Source organism: Kutzneria sp. NPDC051319, from assembly GCF_040682195.1.
Lineage (GTDB): Bacteria > Actinomycetota > Actinomycetes > Mycobacteriales > Pseudonocardiaceae > Kutzneria.
Window position 1 is genome coordinate 1 of record NZ_JBFBAM010000134.1, and the last position, 11,268, is coordinate 11,268.

Genomic DNA, 11,268 nt, shown 5'->3' on the forward strand with positions numbered 1-11,268 from the left:
CCGCTCTCGGGCAATCATGTGTTGAGTTCATGACTGCCCGAGAGCGGGACTCGCGGCTTCAGACGGCGGTGGTGGCCAGGGTCTGGTGGATGAGGGAGCGGATCATGGGGGAGGGGGCGACGCCGAGCTCCCGGGCCAGCAGGGCGCGGTAGTGCTGGTAGGTCGACAGCGCCTCCGCGACGTTGCCCTCGGCCAGATGAACCTCGACGGCCAGGCGGTACGGGCTTTCCCGCAGCGGATCGGCCCGAACCGCCGCCAGCGCCGCCTCCAGGGCGTCGCCGTGGCGGGCAGCCCGCAGGCAGGCGGCGGCGAAGCCCTCCACCGTGTGCAGATACAGCTGGCGCAGGCGTTCCCGCTCCACCAGCACCCACTCGTCGTACCAGCCCGGCAGCAGTTCGTGCGGGCCCAGCAGCAGGCTCGTCGGCAGGTCGACGCCGCCCTGCCGCGACATCTGCACCAGCTCGCAGACGTCCAGGCGCAGAGCCGGATCCAGGCAGATCGCGTCGCCGCTGACCCGAACCGTCGGGACCGGCAGCTGCTGGAGTCGCCACAGGGCCGTCCGCAGGCTGGCCAGCGCCTTGCCCTCGGCCGCCCTCCGGCCACAGCAGCCCCACCGCCGTGTTCCGGTTCGTGTCCCGCCGCAACGCCACCAGCGCCAGCAGCCTCTGCTGCGCCCTCGGCACCACCAGCTCCCGGCCCGCCACCGTCAACGCGAAGCCGTCAAGCAGGGACAGACGCGCGGTGCCGGACATGGAGTACCCCCGAAAGCTCAGCCGTTCTACGCCGCCATGGTCACCCACAACCACAGGTGTCACTGCTGCGTATAGCCGATACCACCCGAAGGGGCAGTGCTTGTTTGCCCCGCCTCCGGCGGGGCGGCTCGGCCCCTTCTAAGCCCCTGCCTCGCCCTTGCTGGATTTTTCGAGGCCCGCAGCGGCTCGGGTGGTGGGGCGAGTTTGGTGGCGGACCTCAAAAAATTCAGCAACCGGGCGAAGCAGGGGCGGGGCCGAGCGCTCTCCGGGGTTGGAGGGTCAGTGCTTGAGGGAGTAGCGCAGGGGGAGGCGCTTGAGGCCGCCGACGAAGTTGGTGGCCGCCAAGGCGGGCTGGCCGGCTAGGGCGAGGGTGTCCAGGCGGGGCAACAACTCCTGGAGGAAGGCGGCGATCTCCATCTTGGCCAGGGCGGCCCCCAGGCAGTAGTGGACGCCGAAGCCGAAGGCGAGGTGCTTGTTGGGGGTGCGGGCCACGTCGAAGGAGAACGGGTCCTCGAAGACGTCCTCGTCACGGTTGCCCGAGGGATAGGACAGCAGCAGCGAGTCGCCGGCACGGATGCGGACGCCGCGCAGGGCGCAGTCCTCGGTGGCGGTGCGCATGAACGACGTCACGGGCGTGGTCCAGCGGATGATCTCGTCCACGGCGGCGGGCACGAGACCCGGGTCGGCCTGGAGACGGCGCAGCTGGTCGGGGTGCTCGGCCAGGGCCTGGATGCCGCCGGCCAGCGCGCCGCTGGTGGTGTCGTGGCCGGCGGTGGCGATGATGATGAAGTACGAGATGGTGTCCTGGTCGCTGAGGTGCTCGCCGTCCACCCGGGCGTTGGCGATCGTGGACGCGATGTCCTCGGTGGGACGGGCCCGGCGCTGCACGGCCAGCTTGCCGAAGTAGGCGAACAGGTCCTCGACCACGGCGACGACCGCCGCCGGATCCATGTCGCGGGCCTTGTCCGGATCGGCGTTGCCGAACAGCTCCTGCGTCAGCGTGCGCATGAAGGCGAAATCGCTCTCGGGCAGGCCCAGCAGCGACAGGATGACGTACAGCGGGTAGTCCATGCTGATCTGCGCCGCGAAATCGCACTCGCCGCCCAGCGCGGCCATGCGGTCGACGTGACGCTTGGCCAGCTCGCGCACCCGCGACTCCAGATGGCGCATTGCCTTGGGACGGAACCAGTCCGCGCCGATCGCGCGCAGCAGCCGGTGCTCGCGGCCGTCGATGTGCACGAGCGAGCGCACCGCCCGGCCCGCCTGCGCCATCCGCTCGATCTGCTCGTCCAGTTCGATTGGGCCGAGCACCGTGCGCGGCGCGTTGAGGAACCGGTCGGGCTCGCGCTCGACCTCCATGATGTCCGCGTGCCGCGTCACCGCCCAGAAGGGTCGATATCCCGGCGCTTCCACCCAGTGCACCGGCGATTCGCGCCGCAGTAGCGACAGCCCCTCATGTAGCCGCTCGTTGTCCATGTAGGACCTGGGCTCCGCCAGCATCAGGCCGGCCGCCTCCACTGCGCTGGTCATCCGGTTCCCCACCGCTCACAGAATTCCGGTCACGACACCAGCGACCTTAGGACCGTCGCCTGGTCGGTGGACGGGTCGGCGCGCGATCGGGCAGCAAGGTTCCGGCGCACGGCCGGGCGAGGCCCGCCCCTCGGCGCCTACATACAGTAGAAAAGAAAGTCGCCGGTGATCTGATCCGGTGATAGGCGCGTATTTCGGGATTACCGCGTGTGATCGGGACTGACTGGTGGGTCACGCCAGGTATCGCAATTGGCGCAATGCGTGAGAGTATCCGGCCCATGTACCACCGCCGCCCAGTCCTGATCGTGGGGTTTTCCCCGCTCACCCGAATCGGACTGGCGCGAGTGTTGTCCCGGCTGCCCGAGGTGGGTCCGGTGAGCGCGGCGGCGTCGACGGCGGCGGCCGTGCGGTTCGCGGGACGCAATCCGACGGGCATGGCCGTGGTCGACCAGGCGGCGGACCCCGGTTTCACCCTCGTCCGGGCGCTGAGCAGCGGTTATTCGGCGTGCCCGGTGGTGGTGCTGCTGACCCCGTCCGGTCACGCCGACGAGGACGCCCGGTTCGCGTTCGGGCAGGGGGCGCGGGCGGTGGCCCTGGCCACGGCGTCGGCGAGCTATCTGCACCAGGTGCTCTCCGGCGTTTACCTCGGCGTCCCGATACAGTCGAACGGCGAGGCTTCGGCCGTCGACCAGAAACGAAGCCACACCCTGTCCCAGCGGGAAAGGGAAATCCTCGCGTTGATCGCGGAAGGTATGAGCAGCCGCTCGATCGCGGAACGGCTCGTGGTGTCGGTGGAAACGGTCCGCTCGCACGCGAAGAACATCATCCGCAAGCTGGAGGCCAACGGCCGCGCGGAAGCGGTGTCGATCGCCTACCGCACCGGAATTCTAGATTCCGATGCTGTGCTTCTGGCGCCGCCTTCGGCGTCGAGGCTCGGCCCCTCGTGACCCCTGCCTCGCCCTTGCCGGATTTTCTCCCACCGCATCGGCGTCGGTGGGTGGGCGCGTCGGGTGGCGGCGGGCGAAAATCCAGCAACCGGGCGAAGCAGGGGCGGGGCCGAGCGCTCTCCTGTGTTGGCGGCGGGTCTGCAGTCTGACCACTGGCACGAAGCTGTGAACCGTGCTTCACTCCTTGGGTGCCCTATCGACGGACACCTCAGGTGCAGGCTCGGCTGGACGCCCAGCGCGAGGCGCTGCTGGCGGCGGCCGTGGCCCTGCTGTCCGAGCGGGGATACGCGGGTTGCTCGGTCGCCGGGGTGGCGGCCAGGGCCGGCGTCTCGACGGGCAGCGTCTACCGGTACTTCCCGGGCAAGGCGGAGCTGGTCGTGGAGGTGTTCCGGGGCCTGGTCGGCCGCGAGGTGCAGGCGGTGGAGCAGGCGGCCGACGGCCCGGGTGACCTGATCGACCGGGTGGTGGCGATCGTGGAGACCTTCGCCAACCGGGCCCTGAAGGCGCCGAGGCTGGCCTTCGCGCTGCTGGCGGAGCCGGTGGACGCCCCGGTCGAGGCCGAGCGCCTGGTGTTCCGGCAGGTGTTCCAACAGGCCTTCGCCCGGCACGTCACGGAGGCGGTCAAGGCGGGGGTGCTGCCGCCGCAGGAGGCCGCAATCACGGCTGCCGCCCTGGTCGGGGCGGTGGCGGAGGTGCTGGTGGGCCCGCTGTCGGCGGGCGTGGCGAGCGCCGACACGGTGCCGAATCTCGTTCGTTTCACCCTTCGCGCCCTGGGAGCCGACGATGCCGCCCACTCATGAGGTCACCAACCAGGTCCCGCCGCTGGTGGGCCACGACGTCGCGGCGCACGCGTCGCTGATCGCGGGCCTGCGCCGGGAAGGCGCGGCCTGGGTCGAGCCGGAGCTGCACGAGCTGGGCCGCCTGGCCGGCAGCGCGCGGGCCCAGGAGTGGGGCCGAGGCGCCAACGCCAATCCGCCGGTGCTGCGCACGCACGACCGCTACGGAAACCGCATCGACGAGGTGGACTTCCACCCGTACTGGCACGAGCTGATGACGGTCGGCGTCGAGCACGGCCTGCAGGGCGCGGCCTGGCGGGACGACCGGGCCGGCGCGCATGTGGCGCGGGCGGCGAAGTTCTTCGTGTGGAGCCAGGTCGAGGCCGGCCACACGTGCCCGCTGGCCATGACGTACGCGGCGATTCCCGCGCTGCGGCACAACAAGGAGCTGGCCGAGCGGTACGAACCGTTGCTGGCGGCCAAGATCTACGACTACGGCCTGCGTGAGCCGAGCACCAAGCGCGGCCTGATCGCCGGCATGTCGATGACGGAGAAGCAGGGCGGCTCGGACGTCCGCGCCAACACGACGACCGCGACGCCCAGCGCCGACGGGACCTACGTCATCCGCGGCCACAAGTGGTTCACGTCGGCGCCGATGTCGGACATGTTCCTCACGCTGGCCCAGGCCCCGGGCGGCCTGTCCTGTTTCCTGCTGCCCCGGGTCCTGCCCGACGGCGCCCGCAACACGATCCACCTCCAGCGGCTGAAGGACAAGCTGGGCAACAAGTCCAACGCCTCCTCCGAGATCGAGTATGACGACGCCATCGGCTGGCTCGTCGGCGAGGAGGGCCGGGGCGTGCCGACCATCATCGAGATGGTCAACAACACCCGCCTCGACTGCGTGATCGGCAGCGCCGCCGGCATGCGCGCGGGCGTCATGCAGGCGGTGCACCACGCCAGCCACCGCAGCGCCTTCGGTAAGCGGCTGGTCGACCAGCCGTTGATGGCCAACGTGCTGGCCGACCTGACGGTCGAGGCCGAGGCCGCGCTGGTGGTGATGCTGCGACTGGCCGGCGCGACCGACCGTGACGAGACGGCGTTCCGCCGCCTCGCGCTGGCGGTGACCAAGTACTGGGTGTGCAAGCGGGCCCCGATGCACGCCGCCGAGGCGCTGGAATGCCTGGGCGGCAACGGTTATGTCGAGGAAAGCGGCATGCCGCTGCTGTACCGGGAGGCGCCGCTGCCCTCGATCTGGGAGGGCTCCGGCAACGTGGCGGCGCTGGATGCCTTGCGGGCCATGGCCCGCCAGCCCGAGTCGGTGGAGGCGTTCTTCGGCGAGGTGGAGCTGGCCGCCGGCGCGGACGCCCGCCTGGACCGCTCGATCGAGTTGCTGCGCAAGGACTTGTCCGACCTGAACGACATCGAGTTCCGGGCCCGCCGCCTCGTCGAGTCGATGGCGTTGGTGCTCCAGGGATCGCTGTTGGTACGGCACGGCAACCCGGCCGTCGCCGACGCCTTCTGCGCCTCGCGGCTGGGCGAGGACTGGGGCATCGCGCTGGGCACGCTTCCGTCCGGTGTGGACAGTCGCGAGATCATCACGAGCTCGTGGACGCAACCCCGCTGAGTTCGGCGGCCATCCGCGCCCGCACCTGGGCCACCGCCCGCGAGTGCGCGAACGCCCGCGACACCTGGGCCAGCCATCGGGTTTCCGCGCCCAGGCTGGGATCCACGCGATGCGGGTCGACCTCGCCGGCCCGGTAGTCGACGCCGGCTCCGTGGGCGATCACCGCGGCGGCGATGGTCGCCGCCTCGATGGTCGCCTCGCGCCGGGCCGGATGGGTGCCGACGCGACGCACCGCGTCCGACGCCCACTCCTGCACGTCCGGGTGGATGTGCCCGCGCAGCGCCAACTGCGCGTCCCGGATCTCGATCACGTGCCGGTACAACGCGAACTCCACGCCGCCCTGCTGCCGGGCGACGGTGCTGAGCGCGATCGCCGGCATCGCCGCGTGCATCGCCGTCCACAACGGCCTGAGCTGCGCGTACCGCCACTGAGCGCCGAGCCAGCGGACCGGCCCGCTCAGGTACGGCCCCCACGCCGTCAGCGTCGCCCCGGCCGCCGAGACCAGCACGCACAGGGCCGCCAGCACCGCCGACACCTCGTCCTCGCTGGTGGTGTTCTGGTGCTGGGCCACGGCGATCCAGACGTCGTCGAGCTGCCAGCCCGTCCACGGCACGCCGATCAGCGCGCCGACGATGATGAGGTGCAGGCCGGTGCGCAGCAGGCCCGGCTCGACCAGCCGGGCGAAGCGGCGGATCAGCGTGGCGAAGGTCAGCAGGCCCCAGACCTCGTAGCAGATCAGCACCACGTTGTAGGCCACGAAGACGCCGACCCCGGCCGAGGTGAACGTGACGACGTCGGTCGAGTACTGGTGCGCGCCGGAGAGGAAGAACAGCACCGCGGCCAGCAGCATCGCCGACGCCGTGGCCACCGCGTACCGGCGGCCGCGGACCGCCTTCCGCCGCACGGAGTCGGCGAACTGGATCAGGAAGCCCAGCGCGGCCATCTTGAGTTCGTCGCTGACCAGGCCGGCGACGGCCGGCAGTGCGGTGATCGCCAACGTCATCACCGCGTCCAGGCCCAGCGCGCCGGCGATGCACACCGCGAAGCCGGCGATGTGCCGCAGGCCCCGCGTCCGCCGATCCGTGCTGGCCAGCCGCACCTTGTAGCAGACGACCATGATCGCCACCAGGCAGCCGAGATAGGCCAGGATCTCAATCATCGCGCCGCCGCGCGCCGAACAGCCGGCTGAGCTGGACGACCTCGTCCGGCGGCTCGGCCGACGGCGGCCGCGGCAGCCGGGCCGCCCGCTGGGCGATCAGCGAGGCCAGCAGCTCGGCCTCGTGCTCCTCGGTCTCCGTGTAGACGGTGCGGCCCAGGACCCGGCGGACCAGCTCCGGCGACAGGTTGGGCATCAGGACCCTGGTCGCGGCGGCGTCGATCTCCCCGGTGCCGGTGTGCCCGCACAGCAGGTGCGCCACCTCGTGCATCAGGATGTGCTGTTGGTGCAGCTCAGTGGTGTTGACCGGGTACAGGATGTAGTCCGCGTGGTCGGTGGTCATCAGCAGCCCGCACGGCGCGCCCACGGTCGCCGGCACCGGCATCAGCTCGATCCGCCGGCCGCGGTGCGCGGCCACGGCCTGCGCGAACGTGTCCGGGCGGAACGGGGCGGGCATCGGCACCGAGTCGGCCAGCTCCCGGCAGCGTCGCCACAGCTGCTTGTCCTGCCGCACCATCACTCCTGATCAGCGGGAGTCCCCGTCGCGGATCGCCTCCCTGCGGGCGATCGCGTCGATCATGTCACTGATGGTGTCGAGCCCGGCGGGTGAAAGCGTTACTGCTCTCAGCGCAACATTTCGTACTCCGGCGTCCCGCAGGGCCCCGAGCAGCTCCAACTCCTCGGCGATCTTCGCGCTCTGCTCGTCGTCGAAGAAGTAGGCGGGGGAGACCTCGAAGAACTGGGCCAACGCCTCCAGGTGCCGCTTGGTGGGGTTGTCCCGGCGGCCGGTGCGCAGCTGCCACAGGTAGGTGGTCGAGAAGCTCTCGCCGGTGGCCTCGCGGCAGGCCCTGGCCACCTCGTCGTGGCTGTACTGCTCGCGGTTGGGCTTGCGGACCACCTGGAACAGCTTGTCGATCTTCGCGGCGAGTGACGTCGGCTCGGGCTCGGGCGCCGGCACCGTCCACCTCCCTCAGCACGGATGAAGCCGTCGTACCTAGGTATTCATCACAGTTTACAGGCGCGGGTCGGTCCTCCACGCGCCGACGGCGAGGCTACGCCGACGGGTTACACCGCCGTCGCACCGGTCAGAACGCCCAAAACGCCCGGCCGTCGGCGGCCACAGCCCAGCTACCCAGCGGTTTCACGTCAGCGACTATGTCGATCACCCGCGCCGAATGTGACGATCAATGCGGTGAGCTGTCCCGTGGCTGCGCCGATCAGCATGCGGGCCCTTGGTCCGAACCGGGCGAAGTCCACCCCGGACCCGTGCGCCGCACGCACGCGCAGTGCACTTGCGACAGTGACGAAAGGCCAATGTCCTGTTCTGTCAGCGGATCTGTCAACGGATCGCGAGCTGTGCGCGCAGGGTCGCGTCAAGGTGTGCGGTGATCGCGTCGCGGGCCGGACCCGGATCGCCGGCCGCCAGCGCCGTCACGATCGCCTCGTGCTCGGTGAGGACTGCTTCACGGCGGTCCGACGCCCCTTGCAGCGCCACCATTCCCGAGACGACCTGTCGCGCGCGCAGCGTCTCGTAGGTGCGGGCCAGGGTCCCGTTGCCGGCCGCCCGCACGAGAATCGTGTGGAAGCGGGTGTCGGCTTCGATGAACGTGCGGTCATCCTTGCCCCTTTGGTCGGCCAGGGCCTCCCGGAGCTCGTCGACCGGGGCTGTGCCGGCGGCCAGCACCCGTTCCGCCGCGAACCGCTCCAGCACGCCGCGCAGCTCGATGAGCTCCCGCAGCTCGCCGGCCGTCAGCTCGGGGATGTAGGCGCCGCGCTTGGGCACGAGGCGCACCAGCTCCTCGGCCGACAGCATCAGCAGCGCCTCCCGTATCGGCGTGCGCGACACCCCGATACGGTCGGCGATGTCCTGCTCGTTGAGGAAGGTGCCCTGCGCAGCCGGATCGGCCAGCACGGTGTTGCGCAGGTAGTCGTAGGCGCGGTCCCGCCCGGAAACAGCCATCCTCGGAGTATACGGGCGGTATACACTGAGCGGCGTGCGTATCGCGCTGAGCCAGTTCGTGTCCGACACCGACCCGTCGGTGAACCTCGAGACCATCGGCGAGCAGGCCGCCGAGGCCGCCCGCCGCGGCGCCCGCGTCGTGGTGTTCCCCGAGGCCGCGATGGCCCGCTTCGGCATTCCCCTCGCCGGCCTCGCCCAGCCCCTCGACGGGCCGTGGGCCGCCGCCGTGCGGGGCATCGCCAAGCGGCACGACCTGCTGATCGTCGCCGGCATGTTCACGCCGTCCGACGACGGCCGGGTGCGCAACACCCTGCTCGTCACCGGCCTCGGCGTCGACGAGCACTACGACAAGATCCACCTGTTCGACGCCTTCGGCTTCGCCGAGTCCGCCACCGTCGCCCCCGGCGACCACAGCCTCACGGTGTCGGTCGACGGCGTCGGCGTCGGCGTCGCCACCTGCTACGACCTGCGCTTCCCCCAGCTGTTCCAGCGCCTGGCCCGCTCCGGCGCCTCGGTCATCCTCGTGCCGGCCTCCTGGGGGTCCGGCCCCGGCAAGCGGGACCAGTGGGAGCTCCTCGTCCGGGCCCGCGCCCTCGACTCCACCAGCTGGCTCGCCGCCTGCGGCCAGGCCGACCCCGCCACCGTCGGCGTCACCACCAAGCCCGGCGTCCCCACCGGCATCGGCTACAGCGCCGTCGTCTCCCCGCTGGGCGAGATCCGGGCCCAGTGCCTGGACCGTCCGGAGCTGCTCGTCGTCGACCTCGATCCGTCCGAAGTGGACGATGCTCGGGCCAAGGTTCCCGTCCTGGCCAACGCCCGCGACTTCAGTAACGATCGGCACAGCAGCTGATGCAGTTCTGGGCGTGGTGGGCGGAGCATGCGGCGGACCCGCACGAGACCCTGATCGAGGAGTTGTCGGCCCAGGTGACCGCGATTCACCCGGGGCTGCAGTGGGAAATCGGTCCGGGGGCCACGGCGCGGCACGTGCTGTGTCTGAGCGGGGCCGGTGATCCGACGCTGCGGGCCGTGGCCGAGCGCTGGGCCCAGTCCGCGCCGACTGCCGACGAGACCTGGGAGTTCACGCCTACCCGACGCCCCGACGCCAACGCGCTGACGATGCGGCTCACGATCGACAAGTGGGACTTCGACCTGTCCAAGACGGTGGTGTCGATCCGCTTGGACGAGGCCTCGATGTGGGTCGACGTCGACGTGCACCACCCGCTGTTCGATTCGGTGCCCGGTGCGGTGCGTAAGCAGATCGCGACGCTGGTGGTCGCGTGGGCGCTGGGGGAGGACGGCCGGGCGCGGTGGGTCGACCGGATCGGCGTCGCCGTGCGCCGGCCCGAGGACGCGTTGCCGGTGGAGGCCTTGCCGGAGACGGTGGCGGCGCTGGCCGAGCGGCAGACCGAGAACAACTGGGCGATCCTGCGTGGTGAGACGGAAAGCGGCGCGCCGGTGATGGCCGTGGCGATGCGTCCGATGCGGTGGGTCGACCATCCGTCGTTCGACCGGCACCTGTCGGTGGACCTGAGCTTCCGCGGCGTCCTCGACGACCCGAAGCTCATGTCGCTCCGGGCGTTGGAGGACGAGATCGTCGCCGCGTTGGCGGGCAACCGGGTCCTCATGGTCGGCCATGAGACGGTCAAGGGGCGGCGGACCCTGCACTTCTACTGCGACTCCACCGATGAAGGCCCGGCGGACATCATTCGACGCTGGGTCCGGGGCCGTTGGGGGCGCAAGCTCCGCGTCGACTTCGATCCCGGCTGGACGGCCGTCGAGCACCTCCGCTAGCTGACGTTGCCGAGGACGTTGGTGACGGCGATCTCGATCAGCACGCGGTTCGGGTTCACGCGGGGCTGGCGGTAGCGCTGGGCGTAACGGTCGACGGCGTCGGCAATCGCTTGCGGGTCCTCGTTGAGGGTGGCGACACCCTCCACTGTGGACCAGCGGCGACCGTCCACCTGGCACGCGGCGACGTTGAGCCGGCCGGCGGCGCGGAGTTGGCGGGCCTTGGCGGAGTTGCCGTCGGTGATGACGCGGGCGAGGCCGTTGTCGATGTCGAGGGTGACGCCGACGGGGACGACGTGAGGGGTGCCGTCGGGGCGGACGGTGGTGAGGGTGCACAGGTGCCGCTCCCGCCAGAACTCGGCGAAAGCGGCACCCGTGGAACTCAGTTCAGACACCCCGTGAGGGTATCAACGGCGCCGCCCGCGCCAGGCCGGACGCCGGAAGGCCGGCCGGTTCGTGCCGATGCCGGCCAGGTGCAGCGCGACACAGAGCAGGCCGGCGGTGAGCAGGTTCGTCGGCGTGAGGACCGATCCCAGCGAGATGCCGGAAAGGTCGATCAGCAACGCCAAGGCGAAAAGTACCGCCGCGATCACGGCAACCATGACTGCTCCTCCTTGTCGGCCCCAGGAGCCCCTGGATACCCGGCGGGACAGGGACGAATCGGGCCGTTCGGAGCAATCCGCATGCAGGGAAGGACGCCTTACCCGCGTTGAACGAGGGTAAGGCGTCCTTCCC

General features: G+C 70.7%; 13 protein-coding genes. 5 read left to right on the forward strand and 8 right to left on the reverse strand.

All coding sequences use genetic code 11. The annotated features are described in order from the left end of the window. Positions 1 to 58: 58 nt before the first annotated feature. Both AB0M73_RS48855 and AB0M73_RS48860 read right to left on the reverse strand, forming a co-directional pair. The gene (locus AB0M73_RS48855; RefSeq protein ID WP_363906911.1) at positions 59 to 451 is read right to left on the reverse strand and encodes a bacterial transcriptional activator domain-containing protein; all 393 of its coding nucleotides are present in this window, start codon (positions 449 to 451) and stop codon (positions 59 to 61) included. A gap of 580 nt (positions 452 to 1,031) precedes the next feature. Continuing rightward, on the reverse strand, positions 1,032 to 2,282 hold the full coding sequence (locus AB0M73_RS48860) for a cytochrome P450 (protein WP_363906913.1): 1,251 nt from the start codon (positions 2,280 to 2,282) through the stop codon (positions 1,032 to 1,034). A gap of 209 nt (positions 2,283 to 2,491) precedes the next feature. Here AB0M73_RS48860 and AB0M73_RS48865 point away from each other — a divergent pair, with 209 nt between their 5' ends. From AB0M73_RS48865 to AB0M73_RS48875, 3 genes are all read left to right on the forward strand, one after another. Beyond that, a complete protein-coding gene (locus AB0M73_RS48865; protein WP_363906915.1) occupies positions 2,492 to 3,229 on the forward strand; it encodes a response regulator transcription factor in 738 nt (245 codons plus the stop codon). A gap of 188 nt (positions 3,230 to 3,417) precedes the next feature. Continuing rightward, entirely contained in the window at positions 3,418 to 4,029 is a 612-nt protein-coding gene (locus tag AB0M73_RS48870) for a TetR/AcrR family transcriptional regulator (protein WP_363906917.1), read from the forward strand. Continuing rightward, positions 4,013 to 5,629 carry an acyl-CoA dehydrogenase family protein gene (locus tag AB0M73_RS48875; RefSeq protein ID WP_363906919.1) on the forward strand — a complete coding sequence of 539 codons (1,617 nt, stop codon included), beginning with the start codon at positions 4,013 to 4,015 and terminating at the stop codon, positions 5,627 to 5,629. The genes AB0M73_RS48870 and AB0M73_RS48875 overlap by 17 nt, the downstream gene beginning before the upstream one ends. Here the strand turns inward: AB0M73_RS48875 and AB0M73_RS48880 are convergent. The 4 genes from AB0M73_RS48880 to AB0M73_RS48895 form a co-directional block, all read right to left on the reverse strand. Further along, a complete protein-coding gene (locus AB0M73_RS48880) occupies positions 5,601 to 6,788 on the reverse strand; it encodes an MAB_1171c family putative transporter (protein ID WP_363906921.1) in 1,188 nt (395 codons plus the stop codon). The two genes, AB0M73_RS48875 and AB0M73_RS48880, sit on opposite strands and share 29 nt — an antisense overlap. Next, complete coding sequence (locus tag AB0M73_RS48885) at positions 6,781 to 7,302, reverse strand: hypothetical protein (protein ID WP_363906923.1); 522 nt, start codon at positions 7,300 to 7,302, stop codon at positions 6,781 to 6,783. Before AB0M73_RS48885 ends, AB0M73_RS48880 begins: the two co-directional genes overlap by 8 nt. 9 nt (positions 7,303 to 7,311) lie before the next feature. After that, a complete protein-coding gene (locus AB0M73_RS48890; RefSeq protein WP_363906925.1) occupies positions 7,312 to 7,743 on the reverse strand; it encodes an XRE family transcriptional regulator in 432 nt (143 codons plus the stop codon). A gap of 381 nt (positions 7,744 to 8,124) precedes the next feature. Continuing rightward, positions 8,125 to 8,745 (reverse strand): GntR family transcriptional regulator, encoded by a 621-nt coding sequence (locus AB0M73_RS48895; protein ID WP_363906927.1) that lies wholly within the window; start codon positions 8,743 to 8,745, stop codon positions 8,125 to 8,127. A 34-nt stretch (positions 8,746 to 8,779) separates the two neighbouring features. Here AB0M73_RS48895 and AB0M73_RS48900 point away from each other — a divergent pair, with 34 nt between their 5' ends. Then, a complete protein-coding gene (locus AB0M73_RS48900) occupies positions 8,780 to 9,595 on the forward strand; it encodes a carbon-nitrogen hydrolase family protein (RefSeq protein ID WP_363906929.1) in 816 nt (271 codons plus the stop codon). Continuing rightward, positions 9,595 to 10,536, forward strand: a complete 942-nt coding sequence (locus AB0M73_RS48905) for a DUF695 domain-containing protein (protein WP_363906931.1) — start codon at positions 9,595 to 9,597, stop codon at positions 10,534 to 10,536. Before AB0M73_RS48900 ends, AB0M73_RS48905 begins: the two co-directional genes overlap by 1 nt. Here AB0M73_RS48905 and AB0M73_RS48910 read toward each other — a convergent pair. Both AB0M73_RS48910 and AB0M73_RS48915 read right to left on the reverse strand, forming a co-directional pair. Beyond that, a complete protein-coding gene (locus AB0M73_RS48910; RefSeq protein WP_363906933.1) occupies positions 10,533 to 10,928 on the reverse strand; it encodes a PPOX class F420-dependent oxidoreductase in 396 nt (131 codons plus the stop codon). The genes AB0M73_RS48905 and AB0M73_RS48910 overlap by 4 nt on opposite strands. A 12-nt stretch (positions 10,929 to 10,940) precedes the next feature. Next, positions 10,941 to 11,135 (reverse strand): hypothetical protein, encoded by a 195-nt coding sequence (locus AB0M73_RS48915; protein ID WP_363906935.1) that lies wholly within the window; start codon positions 11,133 to 11,135, stop codon positions 10,941 to 10,943. Positions 11,136 to 11,268 lie beyond the last annotated feature (133 nt).

Coding starts and splice junctions, on each gene's coding strand:
- AB0M73_RS48905 (WP_363906931.1), top strand. CDS start 9,595: ATGCAGTTCTGGGCGTGGTGGGCGGAGCATGCGGCGGACCCGCACGAG.
- AB0M73_RS48855 (WP_363906911.1), bottom strand. CDS start 451: ATGTCGCGGCAGGGCGGCGTCGACCTGCCGACGAGCCTGCTGCTGGGC.
- AB0M73_RS48895 (WP_363906927.1), bottom strand. CDS start 8,745: ATGGCTGTTTCCGGGCGGGACCGCGCCTACGACTACCTGCGCAACACC.
- AB0M73_RS48875 (WP_363906919.1), top strand. CDS start 4,013: ATGCCGCCCACTCATGAGGTCACCAACCAGGTCCCGCCGCTGGTGGGC.
- AB0M73_RS48880 (WP_363906921.1), bottom strand. CDS start 6,788: ATGATTGAGATCCTGGCCTATCTCGGCTGCCTGGTGGCGATCATGGTC.
- AB0M73_RS48860 (WP_363906913.1), bottom strand. CDS start 2,282: ATGACCAGCGCAGTGGAGGCGGCCGGCCTGATGCTGGCGGAGCCCAGG.
- AB0M73_RS48885 (WP_363906923.1), bottom strand. CDS start 7,302: ATGGTGCGGCAGGACAAGCAGCTGTGGCGACGCTGCCGGGAGCTGGCC.
- AB0M73_RS48915 (WP_363906935.1), bottom strand. CDS start 11,135: ATGGTTGCCGTGATCGCGGCGGTACTTTTCGCCTTGGCGTTGCTGATC.